This is a genomic window from Pseudophaeobacter sp. EL27, from assembly GCF_900313025.1.
Taxonomy (GTDB): Bacteria; Pseudomonadota; Alphaproteobacteria; order Rhodobacterales; family Rhodobacteraceae; genus Pseudophaeobacter.
In genome coordinates, this window is record NZ_OMPQ01000004.1 from 21,045 (window position 1) to 46,326 (window position 25,282).

23 protein-coding genes are annotated in these 25,282 nt (G+C 52.6%); 11 read left to right on the plus strand and 12 right to left on the minus strand.

What is annotated here, in order from left to right:
• Nucleotides 1-44 precede the first annotated feature (44 nt).
• Both ED661_RS02030 and ED661_RS02035 read left to right on the plus strand, forming a co-directional pair.
• Nucleotides 45-245 (plus strand): heavy-metal-associated domain-containing protein, encoded by a 201-nt coding sequence (locus ED661_RS02030; RefSeq protein ID WP_122072299.1) that lies wholly within the window; start codon nucleotides 45-47, stop codon nucleotides 243-245.
• 98 nt (nucleotides 246-343) lie between these two features.
• The gene (locus tag ED661_RS02035) at nucleotides 344-985 is read left to right on the plus strand and encodes a hypothetical protein (RefSeq protein WP_122072300.1); all 642 of its coding nucleotides are present in this window, start codon (nucleotides 344-346) and stop codon (nucleotides 983-985) included.
• Nucleotides 986-1,011: 26 nt separating this feature from the next.
• Here the strand turns inward: ED661_RS02035 and ED661_RS02040 are convergent, their stop codons facing one another.
• The 6 genes from ED661_RS02040 to ED661_RS02065 form a co-directional block, all read right to left on the minus strand.
• Nucleotides 1,012-1,518 carry a cytochrome c gene (locus ED661_RS02040; protein ID WP_122072301.1) on the minus strand — a complete coding sequence of 169 codons (507 nt, stop codon included), beginning with the start codon at nucleotides 1,516-1,518 and terminating at the stop codon, nucleotides 1,012-1,014.
• Nucleotides 1,519-1,570: 52 nt separating this feature from the next.
• Nucleotides 1,571-2,299, minus strand: coding sequence for a DsbA family protein (locus ED661_RS02045; protein ID WP_122072302.1), 729 nt, complete (start codon nucleotides 2,297-2,299; stop codon nucleotides 1,571-1,573).
• A gap of 24 nt (nucleotides 2,300-2,323) precedes the next feature.
• The gene (locus ED661_RS02050; protein WP_122072303.1) at nucleotides 2,324-3,718 is read right to left on the minus strand and encodes a multicopper oxidase family protein; all 1,395 of its coding nucleotides are present in this window, start codon (nucleotides 3,716-3,718) and stop codon (nucleotides 2,324-2,326) included.
• Between the two features lie 56 nt (nucleotides 3,719-3,774).
• Entirely contained in the window at nucleotides 3,775-4,677 is a 903-nt protein-coding gene (locus ED661_RS02055) for a c-type cytochrome (protein ID WP_371412385.1), read from the minus strand.
• A 13-nt stretch (nucleotides 4,678-4,690) separates the two neighbouring features.
• Nucleotides 4,691-5,263, minus strand: coding sequence for a cytochrome c (locus ED661_RS02060; protein ID WP_122072304.1), 573 nt, complete (start codon nucleotides 5,261-5,263; stop codon nucleotides 4,691-4,693).
• Nucleotides 5,264-5,772: 509 nt separating this feature from the next.
• Entirely contained in the window at nucleotides 5,773-6,216 is a 444-nt protein-coding gene (locus ED661_RS02065) for a cytochrome c (RefSeq protein WP_122072305.1), read from the minus strand.
• 514 nt (nucleotides 6,217-6,730) lie between these two features.
• Between ED661_RS02065 and ED661_RS22355 the strand changes: the two genes are divergently transcribed.
• Both ED661_RS22355 and ED661_RS02075 read left to right on the plus strand, forming a co-directional pair.
• Nucleotides 6,731-7,027 (plus strand): DUF2933 domain-containing protein, encoded by a 297-nt coding sequence (locus ED661_RS22355; protein WP_353402627.1) that lies wholly within the window; start codon nucleotides 6,731-6,733, stop codon nucleotides 7,025-7,027.
• A 165-nt stretch (nucleotides 7,028-7,192) separates the two neighbouring features.
• A complete protein-coding gene (locus tag ED661_RS02075) occupies nucleotides 7,193-7,858 on the plus strand; it encodes a L,D-transpeptidase (protein WP_122072307.1) in 666 nt (221 codons plus the stop codon).
• A 51-nt stretch (nucleotides 7,859-7,909) separates the two neighbouring features.
• Here ED661_RS02075 and ED661_RS02080 read toward each other — a convergent pair whose 3' ends face one another.
• From ED661_RS02080 to ED661_RS02095, 4 genes are all read right to left on the minus strand, one after another.
• Nucleotides 7,910-8,188, minus strand: a complete 279-nt coding sequence (locus tag ED661_RS02080) for a hypothetical protein (RefSeq protein WP_122072308.1) — start codon at nucleotides 8,186-8,188, stop codon at nucleotides 7,910-7,912.
• Nucleotides 8,189-8,387: 199 nt separating this feature from the next.
• Nucleotides 8,388-8,708 carry an SHOCT domain-containing protein gene (locus tag ED661_RS02085; RefSeq protein WP_254054743.1) on the minus strand — a complete coding sequence of 107 codons (321 nt, stop codon included), beginning with the start codon at nucleotides 8,706-8,708 and terminating at the stop codon, nucleotides 8,388-8,390.
• 1 nt (nucleotide 8,709) lies between these two features.
• Complete coding sequence (locus ED661_RS02090) at nucleotides 8,710-10,110, minus strand: ATP-binding protein (protein WP_122072309.1); 1,401 nt, start codon at nucleotides 10,108-10,110, stop codon at nucleotides 8,710-8,712.
• On the minus strand, nucleotides 10,110-10,832 hold the full coding sequence (locus ED661_RS02095; protein WP_122072310.1) for a response regulator: 723 nt from the start codon (nucleotides 10,830-10,832) through the stop codon (nucleotides 10,110-10,112). Before ED661_RS02095 ends, ED661_RS02090 begins: the two co-directional genes overlap by 1 nt.
• A gap of 163 nt (nucleotides 10,833-10,995) precedes the next feature.
• On the opposite strand from ED661_RS02095, the gene ED661_RS22135 reads away from it, so the two are divergent.
• The 4 genes from ED661_RS22135 (at nucleotide 10,996) to ED661_RS02115 (ending at nucleotide 18,117) form a co-directional block, all read left to right on the plus strand.
• Nucleotides 10,996-11,565 carry a hypothetical protein gene (locus tag ED661_RS22135; RefSeq protein ID WP_254054744.1) on the plus strand — a complete coding sequence of 190 codons (570 nt, stop codon included), beginning with the start codon at nucleotides 10,996-10,998 and terminating at the stop codon, nucleotides 11,563-11,565.
• Nucleotides 11,566-12,359: 794 nt separating this feature from the next.
• Nucleotides 12,360-14,561 carry an efflux RND transporter periplasmic adaptor subunit gene (locus ED661_RS02105; protein WP_162930004.1) on the plus strand — a complete coding sequence of 734 codons (2,202 nt, stop codon included), beginning with the start codon at nucleotides 12,360-12,362 and terminating at the stop codon, nucleotides 14,559-14,561.
• Complete coding sequence (locus ED661_RS02110) at nucleotides 14,558-17,737, plus strand: efflux RND transporter permease subunit (RefSeq protein WP_122072312.1); 3,180 nt, start codon at nucleotides 14,558-14,560, stop codon at nucleotides 17,735-17,737. Before ED661_RS02105 ends, ED661_RS02110 begins: the two co-directional genes overlap by 4 nt.
• Before the next feature lie 35 nt (nucleotides 17,738-17,772).
• Nucleotides 17,773-18,117 carry a copper-binding protein gene (locus tag ED661_RS02115; protein WP_162930005.1) on the plus strand — a complete coding sequence of 115 codons (345 nt, stop codon included), beginning with the start codon at nucleotides 17,773-17,775 and terminating at the stop codon, nucleotides 18,115-18,117.
• Between the two features lie 38 nt (nucleotides 18,118-18,155).
• Here the strand turns inward: ED661_RS02115 and ED661_RS02120 are convergent, their stop codons facing one another.
• On the minus strand, nucleotides 18,156-18,479 hold the full coding sequence (locus tag ED661_RS02120; protein WP_122072313.1) for a toll/interleukin-1 receptor domain-containing protein: 324 nt from the start codon (nucleotides 18,477-18,479) through the stop codon (nucleotides 18,156-18,158).
• 1,868 nt (nucleotides 18,480-20,347) lie between these two features.
• Here ED661_RS02120 and ED661_RS02125 point away from each other — a divergent pair.
• Genes ED661_RS02125 through ED661_RS02135 form a run of 3 tightly spaced genes read left to right on the plus strand, consistent with a single transcriptional unit; the run spans nucleotide 20,348 to nucleotide 24,353 of the window.
• Complete coding sequence (locus ED661_RS02125) at nucleotides 20,348-21,094, plus strand: hypothetical protein (RefSeq protein WP_122072314.1); 747 nt, start codon at nucleotides 20,348-20,350, stop codon at nucleotides 21,092-21,094.
• Entirely contained in the window at nucleotides 21,091-23,412 is a 2,322-nt protein-coding gene (locus tag ED661_RS02130; RefSeq protein ID WP_122072315.1) for a DDE-type integrase/transposase/recombinase, read from the plus strand. Before ED661_RS02125 ends, ED661_RS02130 begins: the two co-directional genes overlap by 4 nt.
• Nucleotides 23,409-24,353 (plus strand): AAA family ATPase, encoded by a 945-nt coding sequence (locus ED661_RS02135; protein WP_122072316.1) that lies wholly within the window; start codon nucleotides 23,409-23,411, stop codon nucleotides 24,351-24,353. Before ED661_RS02130 ends, ED661_RS02135 begins: the two co-directional genes overlap by 4 nt.
• A gap of 421 nt (nucleotides 24,354-24,774) precedes the next feature.
• Here ED661_RS02135 and ED661_RS02140 read toward each other — a convergent pair whose 3' ends face one another.
• Nucleotides 24,775-25,155 carry a hypothetical protein gene (locus ED661_RS02140; protein ID WP_162930006.1) on the minus strand — a complete coding sequence of 127 codons (381 nt, stop codon included), beginning with the start codon at nucleotides 25,153-25,155 and terminating at the stop codon, nucleotides 24,775-24,777.
• Between the last annotated feature and the right edge of the window lie 127 nt (nucleotides 25,156-25,282).

Consider the following 25,282-nt stretch of genomic DNA (forward strand, 5'->3'; position numbering starts at 1 on the left):
GGAATGCGCTAGCGGAAACCACAAGAACTAAACGGAGAAAACGCATGTCTATTTTTGCCGTCCCGGATATGAGCTGTGGCCACTGCAGATCCGCTATCGAGAAAGCCATCAATGCAGTCGATGCCAAGGCGACAATCCAGTTTGATATGGAGGCCCGCAGAATCGAGGTAACCAGCGCGGTGGCAAATGCAGATCTGTCTGCGCTGCTAGAAAAAGAAGGCTACCCCAATACCTTGGTTGCCTGACCTCCCTTTGCTCACAGCCTTAGATTATCGCAGTTGTTTGCCACTCCTGTTGGCAAATAGAGGTGTCAGCATCGACGCAAAATGCCAGGCCACAAGCGATGGAACGATATTTTTCTCCTTATCTGCCCGCGCTGGAATTTGCCCGCAACACGCTGATTGTAAGCCTGTTGGGGTTGGTTCCACTGCTGGGGCTGTTTGTGGCTTTGACACCCGGGTTCGCTTCCCATCTGGCAAAGGGCGGGCCTGCCTTGGCGATGTTCTTGCGCCAGGTTTTGACAAACGGCCTGCCCGTGGTCTTCCTGGTCAACTTTGTCGGGTTCTTTACCTTTGCAACGGTCACAGCAAAACCAAGTCGGTTCCGAATGAGCAGATGCGCTATTTTGCTGGACCTCCCGTTGCGCGTGGCCTTGTTCTTTGCCCTGCACGTGGTGATCTATGTTTTGTCGGCTGATTTCTTCGGTTCTTTTGGCGGCAGCAAGTCAACAGCCTTGCGGGTCGTCGCCCCGACACTCGCGCGGTCAGCACTGTTTGAAAACATCTCAGGCACCTACCTCTATGCAGTGGTGCTGGCCTCATTGCCTGTGTATGCTTCCGCTTTTAGAAATGCGGACTCTTGTGGGTTTGCGACCCAGAGCCTTCCAAGAGGCTTTGCCCCATGGTTGTCAGCCCTTATCGCTTGCAGTGCCTTCGTGATTATTTTGACCGCTCTTGCGCAGCTTATCATAAGGCTACAGGGGTAGCAGCGATTGTGGCAGAGGTACCCCGCTTAGTTCCCGGCTCTTTCTGTTGTAGTCGCACCTTCAGTGCGTTGTCGCTGTATCTCACGTATCTTCTCAGGCCAGCTGGACTTAATGAAAGATAAGATGTCGCGAATTTCACGGTCACTCAGCTGATCCGCAAACCCGGGCATGCCGCTTTGGAACCCACTTACGCCTGCAGCCTCCAAGGCCACCTGGCCTCCGAGCTTAGTATAGTTGAACAACAAGTCGTCTCCATGATGCCAAGTATGGCCATTTTCATCATGCGGCGGCGCTGGCAGCGTGCCATCCTCCTTGGGCGTATGCCAATTCACCTCTCCTTCTAACTCCTCCCCATGACAGGAGGCGCAGTATTCTAGGTAAAGGGCCGCGCCCTTAGCCACATCAGTTCCGACTGGTTCTTCAAATGTTACAGAGCCACCCGAGTGAGAGAAGTAGCTGATTGCAAAACTTGCAATTCCCACCCCCGGGAGGATGAACCAGAAATGAATGCCTTTCCTCCAGCCACTCCTCATGACAACTCCCACTGAGGAGCTTTTGCAAGTTCCCAGTTCCCGCTCCTCAACGTCATTCCTGGGCGCGTACGGATTCGACCATTTCCATCAACTGCGGCTGCTGAACGAGGCCCGGTGCGAGTTCGTTTCCGATAACGAAGGACGGGGTACCGTTAAAACCCAAGGCCTGAGCAAGCTCCGCAGAATTCCTGATGTGTTCATCTATCTCGCTGCCTTCCATATCGCTACGTAGCTGTTCGACATCGAGACCAATCTCAGACGCAACACGCAATACACTTGCTTCATCAGCACGACCATTCATCGCCATAAGGGCCCAGTGAAATTCATCATATTTGCCCTGTTTGCGTGCAGCCAAGGCCGCCCTGGCTGCAAAAACTGAACCCTCTCCGAGAATGGGCCATTCACGATAGACTAGGCGAACATTGGGATCAGCCTCCAACAGGCCCTGCACAGGCTCCATCGCCCGACGGCAATACGGGCAGTTGTAGTCAAAGAACTCGACCACTGTAACGTCGCCCTCAGGGTTGCCCAACACCGGAGCGTTTGCATCATCCTCTAACCGGTCACGGATCGCGGACAAAATATCCGCAAGCGCGTTGTTCTCAGCCTCCGCCTGTTTTCTTTCCAAAATAGCAACGGCTTCCATCACGATCTCCGGATTGGCCCGGATCGTCTCAAGAACAAGCTCCCTGATCCGACCTTCATCCAGACCGTCAGCCAGCGCAGTGATAGGCAGAGCCAAACTCATCGAGATTGCCAAAACTCCTTGCTTCCAGTTCATCTCAAAACCCCTCCCCAAAATTAATCATGTTACATTTATCCAGGTCGCCATGCCCGATGCGGCATGTCCCAGCATGTGGCAGTGGAAAATCCACTTGCCGGAGTTCCTTGCGACAAAGGCAATCTCACGCGTCTCATCAGGGAATACCAGCAACGTATCCCTGAGCGGTCCCAATTCGCCAGTTTCCAGAACTTCACGCACATGCATGCCGTGCAGATGCATCGCATGCGGAAAAGCGGTGTCGTTCCGAATTGTTACCCGGGCGGTTTCCCCTTCGGATAGATCCGCTAAGGGCCTTTGCGTCAGACCGACAACTCCATTGAAAGCCCAGAACTGGTTGGCATTCACCAATGCCTGGAACCCCATTTCCCTGTCATTGAACTGCGCCTTTTGTAGTCCGCCCATGGCGCCGCCTTCCATATGCAAACCAAACCTGCGAGCGGTATTCAGGCCAGGGACATCCATATCCGGATTCAGGGGCAACGCTGGTGGAGGATCACGGCGTACCCGCGAGGCTGCTTGGGTTCCGACGGGGAATGCCGCTTGGGAATATCCTTCGCCGTCTTCCACGCGTACCAGATGAGCGGTCTCTCCGGGTTCCGAAATAACATCCACAAACAGGTCAACCCTTTGTCCCGGAGCAAGAAGGAATGGCCCACCGACCCTCTGCGGCGTTTCCAGAGGCATACCATCAAAGGCCATGACCCAGCCCTCCAGCCCAACAAGGCTCAGCTGAAAGATCCGGGCATTGGCAGCGTTTATCAGGCGCAGGCGCAGCCGTTCATTTTGCCGAACAGAAATGTCTGTGGCTGCTGTCCCATTGGTGGCTACATAGTTGCCGCGCCGCCCAGCGTGGCTCCGGTCATGGCGGGATTCGTAGTCCGGATCCAGTTGCGCGGTTTCAGGGTCGAGCATCCAGTCATCCAGGATCAGGATTTCATCCCGATCAACTGCCACTGGTTCTGCCTCATCTACGATCAATGCTCCATAAAGTCCGCGTGCAACTTGCTCGAATGATTTGTTATGGGCGTGATACCAATAGGTCCCAGCATCCCGGGCGACGAAATCATAGTCGAACGTGCCCCCTGGCGGCACAGCATCCTGAGTCAAGCCGGCAACACCATCCATGGCATTGTCGAGACGCAGGCCGTGCCAGTGGACCGAACTGGGTTGCGGCAACTCGTTGACAAAACGTCGGACAACCCGCTGACCCTGACGCACCCGGATCAACGTGCCGGGCAGCTTACCATCATATCCCCAAATACGCGTCTGGGGATATTCGGGCGGTGCAAGCAGAATGCTTGCGGGTTTCGCTATCAGTTGTACCGGATCAGTCGCCGCAGTCACAACGGAAGGCATCAAGCCCCCAACTGCCAAGCCGGCTCCCATACGCAGAAGGTCCCGTCTGATATGTGCCATTCCCACTCCTTTTCAGTTGGCGGAAGACGATCTCGTCTTCCGCCCCTGTTGTGACATTAGCCGCCATCATGATCATCCATGAGGTAGGTAGCGATTGCAGTACGGTCGGCATCGGTCAGGAACCCGGTTCCGTAGCTGACCACTTCTCCCATGCCGCCACCAAAGACATCCCCATCCGGCATGATCCCGGACCGCATTGCGTAGGCCAAAGACTCCACTGTCCAGCCGCGCTCACGCAATGTGACAACGTCGATAGCCGGTGCCTTGTCGCCACCGGGCAGATTGGCGTTTCCCAGGAAATGTTCGGTATCGCTTTTCCGGGCACCAGCAAGGTTGCGTCCGGTATGACAGGCTGCGCAATGGGCTGCTCCCTCGACCAGCTGCCGACCACGGTTCCAAACTGCGTCTTTTTCCGCCACAGGATCGGTACGTGGCGGTTCGAGAAAGGCTGCCCGCCAGAGTTTCATCCCCCAGCGCTGATCGAAGGGAAACATCATCTCCGGTGGACGTGACGGCGTATCATTGGCGGGAACCGTCTGGAACGCAGCCCAAAGATCCACAATCTCCTGGTCCGTGAAGTTGATGTAAAACGGATAGGGGAAAGCCGGATAATACGGGCTACCTTCCGGCGAAACCCCTTGCCTGACTGCGACCGCAAAGTCTTCGACCGTCCAGTCACCGATCCCTTCTTTAGGATCCGTGGTCAAGTTAGGAGAATAGAGCGCACCAAAAGGTGTCTCCAGTTCGACCCCGCCGGCCAGCGGGACTCCCCCTTGTTTGAAGTCCGAGTGGCAGGCAATGCAGCCGCTCGCGCGCGCCAAGTAAGCACCGCGGTCCACGTCGCCCTCCAGTTCACTCAATTGAGGTGGGGGAAGCCCGATTGGCCAGGCAATAACCGCACCAAGACTGGCTGCGGAAGCGATTGCGGCTCCCACCCCAAGTCTAAACAAGCTCATCATGATGCTTCACCTATCACTTTTCAACCCGATACCGGGTATGACAGGCTGAACAGGTCTGACCGAGCATCATGAAGACGCCATCTGCAGGCATGCTGGCAAGCGCCGCAGGATCCGGTGTTTCTGACATTTCTCCCTGCAACATCATGCCGCCCTGGTTCCCCATCATGCCACCCTGCATCATCGAGCCCATGTGCCCTTGGTCGGCAGGCATCAACCCGTTCTCCGCAGCTTGCGCCAACCCCTCTGAGTAAAGGCTCATCTGCGCAGCAAGGCTCTGGAAATCGGACCAGTTTTTCCAAATTTCAGCCCGAGCTTCTGTCGGCTTATCAAGGCTTCCTTCCGGAAACAGCTCAGTAAGGGCGGCACCGCCATGTGCACCGATAACTTTGGCTTGTTGCTCCACAACCTCAGCGTCATAGGGCGCCTTTCCCTGCATCATGGGGGTCAATACTTTCATCGCGCCTCTAATCGCACCCATGGCGTCCATACGCTGTTTGACCACCCCGGTTGCGCCACCGTGTGCAAGTGCTGTAGCTGCGACCATAGATGCCACCGTGGCACCAGCGAGAATTTTGCGAGTTTTCATTTTCTTATCCTGTATGACTTGGAAACATGCGCCATTGTGGCGCTTTGTGTGGGTCAGAACAGGATGCGGGGAGGCGGTGGATCAAGCTCCGCTACTGGCAAATCAGAAAGCGGGTTCAACGATACCGAAACCCGTGTCGCTCTTTCAGTCAGCGTAGGCGGGACAGGAGGCACGACCATCACGGCAAGCCCGCTGCAAAAAGTGCCCCCATGACAATGGCCCGGGTGTCCTTCGTCCGCGTGGGTAGGGTCTTCAAGATACGTCGCACCTACAGAAACTGATCGGTCATGACCAACGTGAGCAGACGCACTGTTGGGAAGCAGGCTTAGCACCGCTCCAACGAACAGACACAACACTACGCTTGCCCAGGCGATCTGCCGCTTCAGTATCATGAAACAGAATGCTCCAATTTTTCGTGCAACGTCTCGCTACGAGAAACGATGCCTCCTGCATCAAATTCAGTCAATCTTCGATCCAACGGGTTACTAGCCACAGGCGATCTCACCTCCTCAATTGACCCCGTTTTCGCGCTGCAACTCGCGGACGTAGGCAACAATTGCGCGGACATCTCCTTTGGTCAGCCCATCAACTGGGGGCATATTTCCGAAACGCCAATGATGTGCGCGTACCCCGTTCTGAACGGCCAATTGAAACGCAATGTCACCATGGTGAGACGGCTCATAGATCTTGTGAACCAATGGCGGCGCAAGCCCCTGCTTTCCTGCTGCATTGACACCATGGCAATCCGAGCATTTCGCATCAAAGGCCTGCTTTCCAACTTGTGCCATGGATGAAAGCTCAAACGGCACCATCACTTTGGCTATTGGATCTCCTTCCGACAACTGACTGGTATCTGGCGGTGTCATCGAATGACCTTGCTGTGGACCTGCAACCTGTAAAAATTGCCACCCAGCAACAACCAATCCTCCGGCAAAAACGCCACCTACGACCATTCCCCAAATGTTCACGGCCATTCTCCTTGCCTTGCTTTCTTGCCTGTCCTGATCAGGTCAATTTGACCTGAGTGCCAACCGAAACCCGGTCGAATATTTCTTCGATATGTTCATTTTAGAGGTCGATACAGACATGCATCAGAAAAGAAGAACTGTTCTGCATAACTGGTGCCAATTGTTCCCCCCGCAGATTTACAGGCAATGCCAAAATCCGCACTGCGCCAGCGATCACAGAACACCTAGCTTAGCTTTTTGCTTTCAGAAAACCCTACTTGATCTTCCTCACCCGCTATTGCTTCCCACAGGGCCATCTACCCACTTCTCTAACAAAAGTTACAAACACTTCAAACAGCTGCTGGCCGGTTGATTTGTATCGAAATGTAACCTTGACCTTTGCCAAGAGGGAGGCAGCATATGACATGAGGAAGCAGGCTAAAGTAGGCTCATGGAAGACAAAAATTTTTCTAGTTTCAAAGAGACGACCCGTAGCGGCTTACACGGCGTGTGCCTAGCAATGTTCGCTTGCTGCGCTGTCATCGTTGTCCCGGTTTTTGGGTATTTTCTGGTCTATACAGGGGCGGGAAATGGATCTCTGAATTGGCTATCAATTGTTCCGCTTATTCTGTGTGTCGGAGCTCACTTCATGATGCACAAAGTGACTGGAAAAAGTTGTCACCATGACAAAAGTGAAACCGAAGAAAAGCAGACAGCCAGTTCGTATAAGGTGACCTCAATACAGCATTCCGGGAGCAATCCCAAATCACACGGACAAGACCTGTCCGTTGGGCATCCAGATTCTGCTCGACATTGATTGGAAGAACCGTGCAACAAACAACTGAACCAATGGTCCCTAACGCCTATTCCGGACTTTCGGTCAGAATACGAAGAATTGAATTCGATTGGCTTCTGCTCCTGATATGAGGAGGGAAGGAGTTCAGATTCGGTTTGATCGGAGCCAGAAGAAAGGAACCTACTCATGCTGACAAGGCGACACTTTGTTATTTCGACTGCAGCTTTGTTTTCCGCACCACTCGCGTCACAAACCTTGGCTGGCCCTGTCTCGAACAGAGCAATGTGGGATTCCTGGGATGCCCAGGTCACACCTGCCGCTTACGATCCAGAGACCTCCAATCCTTGGGGGCTTCATCGGCGATTTCTCCCACAACTGGTCGAAGCCAACCCCGGTCTAGTCCCAGGTGACATTCACGTGGATGCCGTGGCAAGGTACCTTTACCAAATCAAAAATGACGGCACAGCAATGCGTTATGGCGTGGCTATTGCACGCGGGCGACTGTATGAGCCGGGCACCTATACCATCCAACGTAAGACAAAATGGCCGACCTGGACACCGACGCAGGCAATGATCAAACGTGACCCCGACCTCTATGTCCAGCATGCCAACGGGATGAATGCCGGACCGAGCAATCCTCTGGGCTCGCGCGCTCTGTATCTTTACGTAGGCAATCGCGATACCTACCTGCGTATTCATGGATCTCCGCAACCACAATCAATCGGCGGGCGGGCCAGTTCCGGATGTGTACGTATGGTTATGGCCCATATTAACGTCCTCTATGAAACCGTCTCGCCTGGCTCTACCGCCTATCTCCATCCCACTGAAGACGCCCTTGGCACAGCAAGCTGAACCGCGCCACACCTCAAGGAATTTGCCTGCAATCGATCTAAGATCTGTTGTTTACGTTTCTTTGACACGTGAACAAATTGGACGCCCCTCGGTTGTCCGAAGAGGCAGGTATGCCGTTTCGACGGGCCCTTTGTGTCGATAGACATAACAGCCGTCCACCGCATCGATACGCACGGCGTCTAGATCCTGGTTTGGGGCGGCCAGCGCCAGAACACCTTCTGGCAGCACCGCCAAATGCGCTTGGGAGACCGTTGGACCGCTATTGTTGACATCCGTGCAGCCGACAAGCGCAAGGATTCCCCCTGCCAAAATCCAGCTCGAACCTTTCATCAGTCTTTCTCCAAGTCGTTTTCTTGCCACTAAAGGTAGGCCAAAGGTTTGCACCACCCGTCCGCTTCGTCCAGTTTCTTTATACTAAGAACCTTCTGCGAAAAACGTGTATTCAACTCTATCACAAACGATGTCCCTGGCTATTCATAGTCAGCCATTAAGATTGTCCAGCCTACCGTTTAGGTCGCTCGTCGACAACTTAGCTGTCCAGAACCGCCTTTCGTTTCTGGAATTCGTCTTCATCCAACTCTCCTCTGGCGTAGCGAGCCCGTAAAATTTCCAAGGCATCCGACGAGGCAGAACTGTTTTTACCGCTTTGCAAGACCCAGCGCACGACCAGCACAATCAAAGCGATGACGAGGCCCCAAAAGGCCAACATCGTCAATCCTCCGAAGATACCATGCCCATCCCCCCAATACATGTGACCATGATCCCAGCCTCGTTCTGGTGCCGTGTCCGCAAATGCGGTCGACGCCGCGGCCATAAATGCCGTCAATGCTCCTGCAATTTTTAACGCCATGTCATTCTCCTTTTGCAATGTTCGTCTCGGCCAGGGGGATTGTTATCGTCGCCCGAAGCCCCCCCGCCTCACGGTTGGTCAAAGAAATTTCGCCCCCATGTGCCCGAACGATGGTCCTTGCAATGGAGAGCCCCAAGCCATGCCCTCCGGTTTCAAGTGAGCGGGATTTTTCAAGCCGAAAAAACGGATCGAATACCCGTTCAAGGTCGGTCGCAGGGATCCCAGGCCCTTCATCATCAATCGTCATGACAACTTCGCCGTTTGCCAATTCGTGATGCATATGCACACTGCCACCGTATCGCTCCGCATTCTCGATGACATTGCGCAAGGCCCGGCGCATCGCATGGGGCCGCAAGCGTGCCTCATAGTCTCTGTCGCCGTTCAGTTCAAAGGGCACAACCATGTCCTTGCGAAGATCTTCAAGAAAGGAGCTTACATTGACAACCTCGGGACTTTCCGAACCCGTCAGCCCACGGGCAAAGGTCAGCGTTGCCTCGACCATGGACTGCATTTCTTCAACTGAAGCAATGAGACTGTCTCTGGTCTCATCATCATCCACCATTTCGACACGCACCCGCATCGCCGTAAGAGGAGATCGCAAATCGTGACCAAGGGCAGCAAGTAACCTCGTCCTGTCAGCCACAAAACGAGTCAAGCGGTCCTGCATATGATTAAAGGTTCGGGTCAAATCACGCACTTCGGTTGGGCCAATCTCAGGCAATTCCCTCACATCCTCTCCTCGGCCCAATCTGTCTGCTGCCGCCACAAGTTGGCGCAACGGCCCCAATAGTCGCGTCATAACGAACCAAAAAACAACAACCAGGATCGTCCCTGCGGACAATGCGAATGTCAGCATCGAATAGAACGGCCATTGAAAGGGAGGGCGCTCGAAACGGGTCCCAACATTGAGCCAACGGCTCCCGTCAACGGCAATGGACAGGTTCATTTCAACTGCAGACAATTCTCCCCGCATCATGGCCTTGTGCATTTCGGCCATGCCGGGTGACAGATGCGGCAATGGGAGGATCTGGCCCTGGATTTCGTGCAGTTCGACTCGAATATCGCGACTAAAATTGTCGTCCAACAGTGCGCGGATGCGGGCTTCAACCCCACCTCCATCCGAGTGACCGGTGTGCTGGACACTAGGCGTATCCGACAAGTCAAACCGTACAAGGGGAGAGTTTGCGGCCCGCAGGATCGAGAGATGCAAGTCGCTAGGTGCCTCTTCGACCAATCGTGCGACATTGGCCGCTCGACCTGCTGCCTCAAAGCCCAGTGCAGCCCTGACGGCAAGGCTGCGTTCATCCGCAAACAACCATAGACTAATCACTTGGGCTACGGCCAATGCGGCAACCACTAGCAAAACAAGTTGACCTCTCAAACTCCGCAAAGAAACCGGCATCAATCTTCCACTTCGACATCAACAGAAAGACAGTATCCGCCATTCCGAATGGTCTTGATGATCTTGGGGCGCAAGACATCCGTTTCAACTTTGCGCCTAAGCCGACTGATCTGATTGTCAATTGTCCGATCCATGGGACCGGCGGAACGGCCCTGTGTAAGATCCAGCAACTCATCTCTGCTCAATACCAACCGAGGTCTCTCCAACAGCACAGACAGCAACTTGAAGTCTGCATAGGTCAAAGACGTTTCTAGCCCTTTTTCAGAAATGAGAACTTGCTTGTCTGCATCCAATACCAGATGTGCAAAGGCTACTTTCTTTCCAGAGAAGCCTCCCGCCATTTGCTCTACTTGTTGTCCTCGCCGGAGTACGGCTTTGATCCGCGCAAGCAATTCACGTGGATTGAAGGGCTTTGCCAAATAGTCATCGGCTCCGATTTCCAGTCCGACGATCCGGTCCGTGTCTTCACCCAAGGCGGTCAACATTATGATTGGAATCGTCTTGTTTGCCGACAGGCGCTGACAAACCGAAAGCCCGCTTTCTCCCGGCATCATCACATCCAAAACCATCAAGTCGAAATGTCCTTTCGACAGTTTAGCATCCATTTCTACAGCATCTTTGGCGGATGTGGCTCGCAACCCGTTCTTTTCGAGAAACCGCGTCACGCTGTCCCGGATCTGCTGGTGATCGTCTACAACAAGAATATGCGGAGCTTTTGTCATGACACCTTAATAATATACTCTCTCTGCAAGGTCAGACGCATTTTTGTCGCCGTTTGTATCAATAAGCTTTGTTGCGACATCGCGATACAAGTCAGTAGATGCAACTGCTTTCATTTGAATTTCTTATCTCTACCTGAGACTTACCACAAAATGGAGAATTACCATGTCGAGAAAGCTCAACGCCGTACTTGCCATTGCCGTAGCCTTCGGCGGGGCCAATTTGGCCTTAGCCGATGCTGGTCACCACACGCAAAACATGCCTGAAGATCAAGCCATGGATCAGAACAACGCTGCTAACAACTCCAAACACCCAATGATGGGAGACAAGCCCATGCTGGATGGAGGACATCACGAAATGATGCAGGCTATGATGCAGATGCACAGGGACATGATGCAAAAAGGGATGGGTATGCAAGAGACCATGAATCCTATGGACATCATGGATCAGGACATGATGGGGTTCATGCAAGCCTCAATGGGAAACAATGTCAAAACAGACCCCAATGGTGACGGTGAAGTCTCAAGAGAAGAGACCCAAGAGCACCTTCGATCAATGCTAACCATCGCCGACAAGGATAGCAACGGATCTATATCCATTGAAGAATTTGAAGCGTTTCACAGTATGATGATGCAAGGGCGGGTGGTGGATCGTTTTCAGCATCTTGATGCAGACGGGAATGGTGAGATTACCGAAAGTGAAATGACTGCCCCGGCCAACCGGATGAAGATGTAAAACATTGTAATTCCGCAATAAGGTGGCAGGGTAGTCTAGTAATACAATGATACTTCGAGGAATCCCCAAGGCCGACTCTTCTAGGTGCAATCAGTTGTTCTGATCTGGTGGAGCCAAACTGTATGAGTGTTGGCCTGCGTGAAACCGTCACTATCTTCATCTCACACTACAGAGGCAGCACATAACCAACAAGGACAAGCCTTTGGGGCTGTTGCTGTCAAAGCAAGAGGCGTTGGTAACCTTCATTTTACTCCAGGAGGGGTTGTGCCGAGCCAATTTTTCCTTATGTGCAGGTCCATGATTGCTACTGGGTTCAAGAAAGATATTGGTCGGTTGATACGAATCCTCGCGTTAACCATCCTTGTTGCAGTGGCTATTTTGAACACATTTGCAATGGCGTCTGCTCACGCTTCGCCTCACGCCGATGCCGCCGTCGCGGTTTCTGATGTTCAACTCAAGACATGCACGGTGACCGAAACGGCCAAGAGTATGGCACACGGACATCATCAAAGTAACGCATGCGAGTTGCCTGATGACCGGCGCCAAGCCACTTGTTCAGTTGCCGTTTGCTGCTTTCAAGAGTTCAGCGCGGGACCTGTCCTGTCCGTTGAGCGTCACTTGGTTAATGTTGAACTCGTACGAGCAAACTCGGCTGAAGTGATTTCCAGGTCAGAGCTCCCCCATGATCGTCCTCCTCGTTCAATCTGATTGAGTTCATTTGGCGCTTAATCAAGTGCATCATCTCTTTCTGAGCAGACAAGGCTTGCATGTCGCAGGCCAAAACGAGGTTTTCTATGCGTGGACGCTATTTTGCTCTCGGTATTCTTGCGCTTGCCGCAGGGGTAGCTGGAGGTATTTCTCTCGAAAGGCTCTTCCTAAACCCCTCTACAATGACCGGGGAGAACGAAACCGAGATCTTGTATTGGGTTGCACCAATGGATCCAAATTTCCGGCAACCCAACCCCGGAAAATCCCCTATGGGGATGGACCTTATCCCTGTATATGCAGGTCAAGAACCTTCCGGGGATCCCTCTGAAGTTCAGTTATCTGCAGCAGAAATCAACGCTATTGGCGTCCGCACAGCGATTTCACGGATGTCTGAGGTATCCGACAAGATCGAAACCGTTGGTTTTGTTGGCTATGATGAACATCGCACGAGCCATGTTCACACTCGAGTGGACGGTTGGATAGAACAGCTTAATGTGCGCGCCGTCGGCGATCCGATTCAAAAAGGCGATGTCTTGTTTGAGATGTTCTCGCCGCAGATCGGCTCAGCGACCGGTGACCTGGTTCGCGCTATCGAGGCCGGAGATCCCCGGATCATTGATGCTGCCCGGAACAAACTGCGCAGCCACGGTATGTCGGAGAGACAAATCGAGCGCATAGAGGCCAATGGCTCCCCTGAGCGCAACCTTGAAGTCGAGGCTCCGCAAGACGGTGTTGTGATTTCGCTTGAGGCTGCGGACGGAATGTTTCTACAGCCCGGGACACGCGCTGCATCGCTGACAGAACTTTCAACCGTGTGGCTTATTGTCGATGTTTTTGAACGCGACATTGCCAGGCTAACCGATAGTATGCTTGCCGAAGCCCGGTTTGAGCATTTGCCCGGCCGTGTCTTCACAGGTTCAGTTGACTACGTCTATCCTGAACTCGACGCAGTGACCCGTACGCTTCCCGTACGCTTACAATTTGACAACTCAGACATGCTGCTGCGCCCAAATATGTTTGGCACGGTCAGTCTAATCCCTTCAGAAAGCCGCATGGCGCTAACCGTCCCAACAGAGGCTATCATTCGTACCGGGGCCGCGGAACGGGTGATACTGAAAACCGGCGATGGCACCTTCAAACCCCGCCTCATTACTGCGGGGCTACGCGACAATTTCGGAGATGGTGGGCGTACGGAGGTTGCTCAAGGCCTGGAGCCCGGAGAAGAGGTTGTAGCCTCAGCTCAATTCCTGATCGACAGCGAGAGCGCACTGAACGCGGGACTTATGCGCATGGCGCCGACAGATAAAGCTCCTGCACGTGGTTCAGGGGAGTTGGTTTCGCTGGATTTGGAGGCTCGTACGGCAAAGGTCCGGCATGGTGCCTTAGACAGTCTCGACTGGCCAGAAATGACGTCCAGTTTTCCGATCCGAGCCGACGTTTCCCTTTCGCGCTTGGTTGAAGGACAGAAGGTGTCGTTTCGCCTGGCACGTGGAGCAGACGGCCTGCTTGGCCTCATTGAACTTGGTGCCGACGATGGTGTTGCCGCCACCGGCACAGGTATTGTGCGTGGTGTGACAGCGGACGGTAAACTTTCGCTCTCACACGAACCCATTCCTGAGCTCGGTTGGCCAGCAATGCAAATGGATATGCCAGTCGCAGGCATAGACACTGCTGAAGTGCCAATGGATGAGCCAGTCGAGTTTGATTTGTCCAAAGATGACGACGGAATGTTTACCGTCATCGCTGTCAGGACCGCAGGCACCCAACCCATCGCAGATGCCCCCCCAGAGGCCAATGAACCACACGGCTCCGAGGATGCTTCAGACGTTCTCGTTTCCGGAACCATTGATCAAGTCGATGCAGAAACCCGCATGGCTACGATAACCCACGGTCCAATCATGGAAATTGGCATGCCAGGCATGACCATGGATTTCGAAGTGGGTAAAGAGCTGGAAATTGCCAGCCTTCCGGTCGGCAAAGAGGTGGCGCTGACATTTGCGCGTCCAGACGGCATGACCATGGTGCTCACCGAGGTGGAAACTGCCTCACCACCGTTGGAAGTGTTAGGCAGGATCAACAGTGTAAACTCCGAAACGCGGAAGGCGAACATTTCGCACGGCCCGGTGGTGCAGATTGGCATGCCGGGTATGACCATGGATTTCTCAATTGATCCAGCCCTCGATCTCGCTGGATTGCCGAGCGGACAGGAAGTGACGCTGCTTTTCACCCAGAACGCTGACTTCTCAATGACCTTGGTAGGCACAAAGCCGATTGAGGTGACCCAATGATCGCTTCTGTTATTCGGGCCTCCGTCGCAAATCGCTTCGTCGTTCTTGCACTTGCGGTCATGATGGGCGTGATCGGTATCTGGGCGGTTCGCGAAACCCCCGTAGATGCTATTCCCGACTTGTCGGATGTTCAGGTCATTGTCCGCACGCCTTATGCCGGCCAAGCTCCGCAAGTTGTCGAAGACCAGGTCACCTACCCCATCGCCACGGCCATGCTCGCTGTGCCCGGGGCCAGTGATGTTAGAGGCTTTTCATTTTTTGGCGATAGTTACGTCTACGTTGTTTTTGAAGATGGAACTGACCTCTATTGGGCGCGCACCCGCGTTCTCGAATATCTGGGTCAAATCACAGCGAACCTTCCTGAAGGGGTTTCCCCGCAGCTCGGGCCGGATGCGACCGGTGTCGGCTGGATTTACCAATACACACTTATTGACCGCACTGGGTCCCACGACCTGGCCCAGCTGCGAACGTTACAGGACTGGTTTCTGAAGTATGAGCTGCAAACCGTCGAGGGTGTGTCCGAGGTCGCAACCATCGGCGGGATGGTAAAGCAGTATCAGGTTGTAGTAGACCCGAATAAACTGCGCGCCTTTGACATCACCCTACCGCAAATCCGCAGTGCCATTCAAAACGCAAACCGCGAGACTGGTGGTTCTGTGATTGAAATGGGTGAAGCGGAATTCATGGTCCGCTCTATAGGCTATGTCGATGAGTTGGCAGACCTAGCTAAAGCACCGCTCATGGTCAATGAACGCGGCGCAGCCGTTACTCTAGGGGACGTGGCAGATATCCGCCTTGGCCCGGAAATGCGCCGTGGAGTTGGGGAGTTTAACGGCGAAGGAGATGCCGTTGGCGGTGTGGTCATCCTGCGTTGGGGCGGGAACGCCCTGGCCACAATCAAGGCGGTTGAGGCGCGTATCGAAGAGTTGCAGGCAAACCTGCCTGAAGGCGTTGAACTTGTCACAACCTACAACCGCGCGGGTGTTATCGAGCGTGCAATCGAGAATCTTGAAACAAAGCTGGCCGAAGAATTTATCGTTGTCGTTCTGGTCTGTGCAGCCTTCCTGCTGCACATCCGCTCGTCTCTTGTAATCCTTCTGTCACTGCCTCTTGGCATCTTTGCAGCCTTTATCATCATGAAGCTGCAGGGGGTGAATGCCAACATCATGAGTTTGGGCGGGATTGCTATCGCCATCGGCGCGATGGTGGATGCAGCCATCGTCATGATCGAAGCCATGCACCGAAGGCTGGAGAAGGAAAAGCTGACCAACCAGAACCGCTGGCGCATCGTCACTGAATGCGCGACCGAAGTGGGGCCTGCCCTTTTCTTTTCCCTTGCAATCATCACAGTGAGCTTTTTGCCAGTCTTCGTTCTTGAAAGTCAGGAGGGGCGGCTCTTTAAGCCTCTGGCATTCACGAAGACCTATGCAATGGCCGCAGCGGCCATTCTCTCGATCACGCTTGTGCCGGTTCTAATGGGGTATTTTGTGCGCGGCCGGATACTTTCGGAGCACAAGAACCCATTGAACCGTATCGTGATCTGGATCTATCGGCCCTTTCTGGATGCCGCTGTCGCGTGGCCTTGGGCCACAACAATGCTGGCAGGTGTGCTTGTGGCTTCGATGTGGTGGCCGCTGCAGAGGATCGGAACCGAGTTCATGCCAGAGCTTAACGAGGGCGACTTTCTCTACATGCCGACATTGTATCCCGGTGTCTCAATAGGCAAGGCACGCGAAGTGCTGCAGCAATCTGACCGACTGATTGCTACGGTCCCTGAGGTCGCGACGGTGCATGGCAAGCTTGGGCGCGCCGATACCGCCACGGATCCCGCTCCGCTCACAATGATCGAGACGACGATTCAGTTGAAACCTGAATCCGAATGGCGCGCGGGCATGACGATGGAAGGCATACGCGACGAGCTTGACCGCGCTGTACAAATTCCTGGTGTGACAAATGTCTGGATTCAGCCGATTAAGAACCGCATCGATATGCTTGCTACAGGGATCAAAACGCCCGTCGGTGTCAAAATCTCCGGCGCTGATTTGAGCGTCATCGAGCAGATTGGTGTCGATATCGAACGCGTGGTTGCAAGTATCGACGGCACGGCATCAGCCTATGCAGAGCGGCCTGTAGGAGGGCGGTTTGTGGAGATCGACGTCAATCGCGATGCCGCTGCGCGCTATATGATGAGCGTACGTGAAGTGCAGGATGTCGTTCAGACTGCCATCGGAGGGATGCAGGTATCGGAATCCGTGGAAGGTCTTGAGCGGTTTCCAATAAACTTGCGCTACCCCCAGGAATGGCGGAACAGCCCCGAACGCCTGCGCGACCTTCCAGTGGTGACACCATCTGGCGCGCATATCCCCCTTGGCAACCTGGCAGAGATCAAAGTGGTGGACGGCCCAGGTATGATCCGGTCCGAAAACGCGCGCCGCACAGGTTTTGTCTTCATAGACATCGCGGGGCGTGATTTGGGAAGCTACGTAGTCGAAGCCCGTCAACTCGTTGCCGATGAGGTGGAACTGCCGCCTGGCTACTCGATCACATGGTCAGGTCAATACGAGTATATTGAGCGCATGCAGGAAAGATTGAAGCTGGTTGCTCCTGCTACGCTGCTAATAATCACATTGATGCTCTTTCTGGCCTTCAATCGAGTAATCGAGGTTGGGATCATCCTTGCCGCGTTGCCGGTAGCCCTTGCCGGAGGTGTTTGGTTCCTGTGGTACTTAAACTTCGACATCTCTGTCGCCGTTCTGGTGGGGTTCATTGCTCTTGCCGGTGTCGCAGTTGAAACCGCGATTGTTATGTTGCTCTATCTCAATCTCGCTTGGGAAAAACGAAAAAACCTTGCGGTTGAATCACGTCGAAAATTGACAATCTATGATGTAGAAGAGGTGGTCTTCGAAGGCGCACTTCTACGAGTACGCCCCAAAGTGATGACGGTAGCCACCATCTTCGCAGGTCTAATTCCGATCATGTACGGCCAAGGCACTGGTTCGGAAATCATGCAGCGCATTGCAGCCCCGATGGTAGGCGGGATGGCCACTGCCACGCTGCTAACTCTTTTCGTCATTCCATCAATCTTCGTGATCTGGAAACGCATGGCCCTTACCCGGGTCAACCGCGCCCTTCTGCAAGGGGATGGCCAAGAGATCGCGCCAGTACCGGCAGAATAAACTGAAACGTAAAACTAACCTAAAAGGACAATCCAATGAAAATGTTATCAGCCTTTTTGGCTACCTCGCTTTTGGCTACCCCGATCGCTTTCGCTGACACAAATCATAGCGCAATGGGTCATTCCAATATGGGCATGACCGACGCGCAAATGGAAGCTGCAGTTCATGCAAAAGCAACCATCAATTCGATTGGCGAAAATTCCGCAAACGTCAGTCACGAACCGATCCCAGAAGTCGGTTGGCCTGCCATGACAATGGATCTCACACTGGCCCCAGGTTTCAAAACGATGGATGGTGTATCAGAGGGAGATTCAGTCACTTTGATGCTGGTCAAGAACGACAACGGGATGTTCGAGATCGGTGCTATAATGCCTGAATAGGAAAACACGCGAGTGGCAGGCAACATCTTCTCTGCCACTTAGCTGAACTTGGGCCCATCCATCAGACCGAAAGGCCCATCCCTGGCTCCATTGATCAGCATGCGAACTAATGGTTCTTTGTTCTTGACAACTTCCCTGGCTTCATCACAAACGATGGGGTTTTCCTTAGACGCCTGCGACCAGATAACAACTGCGCCAGCGCAGTCTTCACTCGGAATCAAGTCTGCAAGCTCGGTATGCCAGTCTATTTTACTGTCGTCATCTGCAAGCCAAGGAGAAAAGCCGGTAGCTTTGACCTCTTCAGAAACATTTCTTGCAGGTTCCAAGTCAGTTGAATCGTAGAAAACGAGAAATTTTTTCATCTGTTGCTCTGTCGAGAGTCGAAGCAAAATAGTAAATGGCGACAATGAGGAAATTTCTATACGTGTTTTTGAAATCTGCAAACCACTCCTGGGTGTTTCCAATCCTTTTTACAAGGGGGGAACGGCCTCCTTAAAACAGTCGACGTAACGCCCCCGCCCTCCCTGTGCCGATGAGACTTCGCTTACATGCCGGGCATCCGTTTTGAGGAAGCAGTATCTAACCTCAACTTCAGCGACAACTTTTGGCCGCTCGTTAAATATCAAATCCCTTGGCTGGACCACTTTGCAATGATCGAAACCACTGCAAAGCTGCTGACAACCTAGATAGGTTAGCGCCCACCCGTTTTTGCGCTCGCCGCGCGAGCGACTTCGTCCTCATCCCGCGCAACCGACTTTCGCCCAATAATGATGCTGCACCCAAGCGCCAATGGCTGGTTTAGGGAAGCTGCATCGCGGCATTTGGTGGATCGATGTAGGGCGACTCTGGGCCGTGAGCAACGATACTCGCGCAATTTCTATGAGCGTGCCATGGGGCTCCAAAAGTCTGGGTATCGCGTTTCTGGGAATTCCTGAACTCGGGGGAATTTATTGTAATGTTGCGACTTTACAACTTTCAAGCTGCGACTCCTGCACTGTTTCACCGCAGCCCCAAGGCAGCTCAAATCGAAACCGCCATACTTTACTTAATGGTGTACGACCTGGAGAGACGGAAGGCACGGCACTTCGCAGGGATGCGAATTTGCTCAGTTTGAGATGTCGTTTCTAGGCTTTTCAAACTTTCGCCGACTTCAGCGAATCAGTGTAGATCCCAAGCCAATTTTCGCTTCACGGGCCAACCTGAGAGGCGAAATTCAGAAAGATCCGACAAGAAATTTTCTCCAGAAGAGACCGCAGGAATCCTTGCGGCTGGTTCCATCTATCCTTGCATCTATTCTTGGAAATGAGTGCCTCAAGTGATTAGGCAAGCCTAATCACTTGACCCGTCAAAATTTCCGATATGGTGAATTCAAGGATAAATCAACGTTATCATATGGTTGTTGACTCGAAGCGTGATGCTTTGGCACTATCGATGTAGCGAAATTGTGTCGGTCATTCGGCTCAATGGATGCACGCCGAAGACGGGAAGGGGGTGTCGGTGAAACGATGGAAGGCTGTGAAATTCGAGGGCTTCATTGGCCTCCGAATTCAAACACAAAGACCGTGTTTTAGTCACGGCTCAAAGCTGACGAACCGGACTTCGCCCACCAAAAGGCGAGGCGGTGAGTACGGAGGCTGAACCAGGGCTAAGGCGCGCTTTCGGTCACTCTTTGAGAGGGGGCCAAAGGGCACCATACTCGCAACTGCTTGGAAGGGAGTTTAGATGATCACAAACACATGTGGGGCGGCTTTGTCTAATTGATGAACCCTCTACTTCCACCGCAAGATGCGGCCCGCAAAAGAAAAATCTTATTCTACTCTTGTGGTTCCGTTCGATTTGAGGTCTTTTGCGGCCATGTCAAATACCCAAGCTCATATTTTCGTAAGCGAAATACGAACAGCCTGATTATCGCTCTTGCGGTGTCTCATGCGCGTATTGACATGTCATCAATATAATCAACATTGAGTCACCTGTGTTCGTCTCGGATATATGTAGGCTTCTCTGCTATGATCTCCAACAATTCCATTTCTTCGACTGATCCTGGGCATCTGATCTCTATCAGCCCAGTCAGCACTCCAATGGTTGTTCTCTCGTTCCATGACCTCATTCGAATAGCTGCCTGACTTGGGCGGCTAAGCCGCTTGTTTGCACAACTCTCAAATCATTGGCGAAGATTACGCGAAAGCCTTCAGGGCTCGTGCTTCGCCTCGTGTAAAGAACGGAAAATCCAATGACTAATGACGTCATCGACAACGATATTTGGAACTATTCGACAGTAAAACTGCCCAAGGCCCCGCCGGTAAAAATCGGAGACCTCCATGGGGTGCTACCTTTTGACGGTGTGCGCAACCCTGGGTCTCGTAGTGCAACATCGCATACTGTGTGGCTTACGTACAAAACTCCTGCAAACAGTTGGAAACCCAAGGTTGGAATTTGTGAGAGTGCAGCGGAAGCCGCCGTCGCTCTAGAGGCGCTAATGTCGCCCGACACCAATGACATCCGATTTCAGCCACACACGGTTGAGTTCCAACTGGATGGCAAGCGGCGCAGATATACCCATGACCTGCTCGTGGTTTCCAAAAGTGGCCATAGACGCCTCGTTTTCGTGCGAAATGAGGAAAGTCTCTCTAAGCCAAAAACTTGGCGCGAAATTGCTGCCATTGGAAAGGCCACTCCTCCAGAAGCCGCCAACGACATGATTGTTGTCAGTGCTGGTGACTATTCCCGGCAGCGCCGTGATAACCTTTTCCGCATGCACCGATTGCTTCAGGAAAGTGATCACGAAGCGGACACTCTGGTCCTTTCTACGGCCAGAAACCTGAAGACGCTTTGGCAGATGAAGGATCTTTTTCCACATGTGCCATTGGCACAAGATCGGGTCTTCCGGGCCTGTCTTCGCCTGATTGCGCGTAAGGAATTGATTGCAAACTTGGACAATGTGATCCTAGAAACCACTCGCGTTGAGGTCGCAGCATGACCTTTGTTCCTCGATACAATTTTTCAACCGGAACTAAAATCACACTCCACGGACAGGAAATGGCAATTCGGGAAAGAAACTCGGATGGCTATGAGGTCGCGAACGTCGAAACGGGAGAAATCGGAACGATTGAGTTTTCGCAGTTTGTCGAGAACTTGAAATCACCAGGAATGCAAATTGAACGATCTGCAATGTTATCTACCGGCGCATGCGAACTGCGCCTTGGTAGTATGCGGACGGCTGAACAGCTCTCAAAACCTCAACAAGAGCTCGGAGAGTTCAATCATGCGGTTTGTTGCGGTGCTTTGGTACTGAAAGACAAGTTACGCAATGAGCAATCCAACCCAGATCTGCGGCTGACCGAAACGATCCTCAATCAAAAGGAGAGCAGAGAGGTCATTTCCCAAGTAACGGGAGCTTTTCTTGGGAAAAAGGTGAGCAGCTCAAGTACTCGGGGAGGCCGCAATAATGAATTGATCCTCTACAAAGGGCGTACAATTCTGAAGTACTTGAAAGTGTACCAGAATGTGCCGCCTGAAGATGACGTAATTGCGGCCCTCGCTACTCTTGACCATCTCAAGGGAAATAGAACTCAAAGAGTTTCTTACAGGCTAAAGGAGCTTATGACCGAGGCATGGGAAGAGATCGGCTTCGATCTAAAGGCGACATCCGTTTCGAACGTCTACAACCACTTTTGCATGTTGGTTCGCGAAGAAAACATGGTTCGAAAACGGAACGGTTTGCGGCTTCACATCACGCCTTCTCAGAAGACACTCGCTGCGCACCGAGACTTCTTGCTCAATCCTACTGAATACTTGGTGGCGACAAAGGGAGAACGCTATGGGCGGAACAAAAGAGGGCGCGGCAGTACAGATTGTCGTGCGTTGATCCCAGGTGAACTTGTTGAGATTGATGAGTGTCGCCTGTCGCTGATCACGTCTGCCAAAGCGTGTGGATATTGGGAGAAGCTGTCAAGTGAGGACCAGAAGACACTCGAAAAAATGGACGGTGAAAACCGATCGCGACTTACCCTTTTAGTCATGATTGACGTGGCAACACGCATGCCACTCGCATGGGTTCTTAGCGAGAACCCAGGAACTGAAGCGACAATGCAACTGTTCCGGATGGCGACCCGAGACAAGACGAAGGAGAAAATCAAATATGGAGCTCTTGGCGATCCGGTCCCTGCTATTGGGCTGTGGTCTGTCAGATCTGACAATGGGACGGGACTTCGCAATTCAACCGCGATTGGCAGAGTTATTGGGGTTGGTGGGTCATTCACTGCAGTCAGAACTTATGCTTCAGCGGACAAGCCCTATGTCGAACGTTTCTTTGGGACAACAGAATCGACCCTAATCAAACTGATCCATGGATACACAGGTCGGAAAGCGAATGAGCTTCCAGGCTATGACGCGAAGGCCAACGGGGTTCTCAACATTGATGAACTCTACGGCATCATTACACGCTTCTTTATCGACGAATACCCATCTATGCGACACATGGGGGTCGGAATGGGAGGTCGACGTCCAGCAGAGGTTTTAAAGGAGCTGAATCAGACCCGTGGCCTAACCAGTCCGCTGGATGAAGATCTGCGTAGAATTCATCTTGGTTGGAAACGCGAAGTAACGCCGAACGATGAAGGGGTTCGGGTGTTTTCGGGCCTTTGTTACAGCTCGCCTGCCTTTCAAAAAGCGATTGATGACAGGTCAGTGGGTAAAATCTCCGTTTTTGTAGATCCTGACAATGTGAATGAGGCAACCGCGGTCATTCCTGGGGACCCAGAAAACTATAGACTTCAGCTTCAAGTAACTGCCTATGCAGATATGACAATTCCCGAAGTTCTTGAGCTGACAGAAGCCTTTCGGTACGAGGAGCCGGAAGTAACGGAAATCCATGAAGACCGCCTCGCTTCCACGCGCCGTGAGCGCTCTGACCTTCTAAGACAGATTGGCGTCGAGCGGAATCTGCCCCGGAGTTACTCAACCGTTGAAGAATGTATCGCTAAAGCACGTTCCGTGTTTGGTGGCGCACGCATTGTTCGCTCATCGGGTGAGATGAGAACTGTACCTCCTGGAGAAATCAATTCCCGCGTTGACGGCCCAGGGCTTGTTTCCATTGGTGGAGATACGCCTGCTACCTGCTGCCACACGCCAGAACCGGTGGATGTCTCGAGAAAATCTGAGGCTGTTCTGTCCGATGAGGGAGGTGCGAAAGGAAGTGCTGACCCTTCAGAATCTGACCAAGGTTCAAATTCCAAGACAATTCAATCCAACCAACAGCCTCTTGGTAGGCCAACAAAGAAAGGGATTTTCAAATGAACTTCGTGAACCTGGAGAGAGTCAAGATTTCTAAACAACTCAAGGCGGCCCACTTGGACCTCCCTAGAGCAGGGAAATTGCGGGGCGCGTTTCAAAAATGTGTGGAAGAGTATTATCTTGGTCAAGAATTTCCCGAACTGGAGGTGCGTGGACTAGTTGTCACAGGTCAATCCAGAGTCGGGAAAACACGTGAGTTGAATAAGCTGATTTCTGATTTCAATGACAGCGAAACTCCTATGCCAGATGGACGTCCGGGCAAAATCGTGAGCTGTTTGCTTTCTGGACGTGTCACATTCAAAGACCTCGGGCTGAAGACACTGACTGCGCTTGGATATCCGCTGAAGGGAGCCAGTCGCACTCAGGAATACATTTGGGAACGCGTTCTTGATCAAGCTTCCAGGCAAGGAGTCATTGGAATTCACTATGATGAATGTCAGCACGTGTTTTCTGAAGGTGCGAAGTCAAACCGTGTATTCTTGGATAGTTTCAAGTCGATGATGAAGGAAACTCGCTGGCCCTTGATGATGATTTTGTCCGGCGTCCCGTCGTTGGCAACATACGTCAAATCCTACGAGCAGCTCGACAACTTGCTCGACCCAGTTCACTTCAACGAGATCAAACTGTCTCGCGACAAAGATCAACTCGTCATGCTTTTGTTTGCTTTCGCCGACAGAGTAGATGTTGATATCGAAAAACTTGTTACCCCAGATTTTCTAGCTCGTCTTGATCATGCCTGCTCGCATCGATGGGGCCTTGTTATTGAGCTGCTGATCAAGACGCTGGTGGAGGCAAAATTCAAAAATAGAACCGAGTTGAAAGTGAAGGATTTTGCAGAACAGTTCGCGGCAAGAACCGGAACTCCAAAGGCATATTCTCCATTTATTGCGCCGGACTTCTTGGAAGCGTTTGATCCAAAGAAATTGTATGACTTGCATGGCTAACTGATACGCTCAACGAAGATCTCGCGTAAGTGGAAACGGCTCACCTTTTTGGTGGGCCTTTTCTTTGAAGAGAGCTGTGCACGCTTATGCTTCCAACGCGCATGCTTATGCTATCGCCAAAATTCAACCCAGATTCAAACATTTGAAATCATTCATTTATTCTGGGCGTTGAGAGATTTCACCAAGTGATTCCCGCATACTTATGCTCAATTGGCAGATTGCTGCCAATCGGGCATAAGTGTGCGAGTTCAGCGTGTTTCATGCGAAGTCCTGTCAAGAAGTTTGTCATTGCACTTCTGGCCCTTCAACCTTCACGACCTGTGCATTTTTGCTGATAAGAAGTTGTCCCCACCATAGCAGCCCGGCGCATGCTTTTCCCACGACCTCGCTGTTTCTAGCCTGCAACATTGACTGAGAGGCGTCATTCCAAGATCTCTTCGACCTCATTGCGGAGATAGACCGGCCCAAAATCTTCTCCATTTGGTGCAAAGGTTTCCACTACAGCTGCTCTCAGCTTCCCCAGCAATATCTTCCGATGTTGGCCAAATTTTTGCTCCATCGTCGCCGGGGTCATAAAGCGCTTGTGAAACTGGGTGATGTCGTCGGCAGAGAGGTAAGATTGGTCAGGACCGCCCTTCGGGTGTGGCGTAAGGGTTTCAGGGGTATGGCCCCCTGCTGCGAGTTTTTTAAACCAGCCAGATGTTCGAATGCCAACTGACCGGCCAAATGCATAAGCAGTGATAAGCCCGTGATCCGCGACTTTTAGTGTTGGTCGCCGCATGCTGTTGATTTCTGTCTTCAAAACACAAAAGCCAGCATAGCCGTCGGTGTTAGTGTAATGCCCGAGCTGAAGTCCACCATTGCGTACGACTCGACTTTCGAATGTATTATTGAGCGTTGGAGGCTGCCGCTCCTTTTTCCCGGCGGTG

Bases quoted from the DNA above. Each gene is read 5' to 3' on its own strand.
- ED661_RS02030 (WP_122072299.1), top strand. From the start codon at position 45: ATGTCTATTTTTGCCGTCCCGGATATGAGCTGTGGCCACTGCAGATCC.
- ED661_RS02035 (WP_122072300.1), top strand. From the start codon at position 344: ATGGAACGATATTTTTCTCCTTATCTGCCCGCGCTGGAATTTGCCCGC.
- ED661_RS02040 (WP_122072301.1), bottom strand. From the start codon at position 1,518: ATGAGGAGTGGCTGGAGGAAAGGCATTCATTTCTGGTTCATCCTCCCG.
- ED661_RS02045 (WP_122072302.1), bottom strand. From the start codon at position 2,299: ATGAACTGGAAGCAAGGAGTTTTGGCAATCTCGATGAGTTTGGCTCTG.
- ED661_RS02050 (WP_122072303.1), bottom strand. From the start codon at position 3,718: ATGGCACATATCAGACGGGACCTTCTGCGTATGGGAGCCGGCTTGGCA.
- ED661_RS02055 (WP_371412385.1), bottom strand. From the start codon at position 4,677: ATGATGAGCTTGTTTAGACTTGGGGTGGGAGCCGCAATCGCTTCCGCA.
- ED661_RS02060 (WP_122072304.1), bottom strand. From the start codon at position 5,263: ATGAAAACTCGCAAAATTCTCGCTGGTGCCACGGTGGCATCTATGGTC.
- ED661_RS02065 (WP_122072305.1), bottom strand. From the start codon at position 6,216: ATGGTCGTAGGTGGCGTTTTTGCCGGAGGATTGGTTGTTGCTGGGTGG.
- ED661_RS22355 (WP_353402627.1), top strand. From the start codon at position 6,731: ATGTTCGCTTGCTGCGCTGTCATCGTTGTCCCGGTTTTTGGGTATTTT.
- ED661_RS02075 (WP_122072307.1), top strand. From the start codon at position 7,193: ATGCTGACAAGGCGACACTTTGTTATTTCGACTGCAGCTTTGTTTTCC.
- ED661_RS02080 (WP_122072308.1), bottom strand. From the start codon at position 8,188: ATGAAAGGTTCGAGCTGGATTTTGGCAGGGGGAATCCTTGCGCTTGTC.
- ED661_RS02085 (WP_254054743.1), bottom strand. From the start codon at position 8,708: ATGGCGTTAAAAATTGCAGGAGCATTGACGGCATTTATGGCCGCGGCG.
- ED661_RS02090 (WP_122072309.1), bottom strand. From the start codon at position 10,110: ATGCCGGTTTCTTTGCGGAGTTTGAGAGGTCAACTTGTTTTGCTAGTG.
- ED661_RS02095 (WP_122072310.1), bottom strand. From the start codon at position 10,832: ATGACAAAAGCTCCGCATATTCTTGTTGTAGACGATCACCAGCAGATC.
- ED661_RS22135 (WP_254054744.1), top strand. From the start codon at position 10,996: ATGTCGAGAAAGCTCAACGCCGTACTTGCCATTGCCGTAGCCTTCGGC.
- ED661_RS02105 (WP_162930004.1), top strand. From the start codon at position 12,360: ATGCGTGGACGCTATTTTGCTCTCGGTATTCTTGCGCTTGCCGCAGGG.
- ED661_RS02110 (WP_122072312.1), top strand. From the start codon at position 14,558: ATGATCGCTTCTGTTATTCGGGCCTCCGTCGCAAATCGCTTCGTCGTT.
- ED661_RS02115 (WP_162930005.1), top strand. From the start codon at position 17,773: ATGAAAATGTTATCAGCCTTTTTGGCTACCTCGCTTTTGGCTACCCCG.
- ED661_RS02120 (WP_122072313.1), bottom strand. From the start codon at position 18,479: ATGAAAAAATTTCTCGTTTTCTACGATTCAACTGACTTGGAACCTGCA.
- ED661_RS02125 (WP_122072314.1), top strand. From the start codon at position 20,348: ATGACTAATGACGTCATCGACAACGATATTTGGAACTATTCGACAGTA.
- ED661_RS02130 (WP_122072315.1), top strand. From the start codon at position 21,091: ATGACCTTTGTTCCTCGATACAATTTTTCAACCGGAACTAAAATCACA.
- ED661_RS02135 (WP_122072316.1), top strand. From the start codon at position 23,409: ATGAACTTCGTGAACCTGGAGAGAGTCAAGATTTCTAAACAACTCAAG.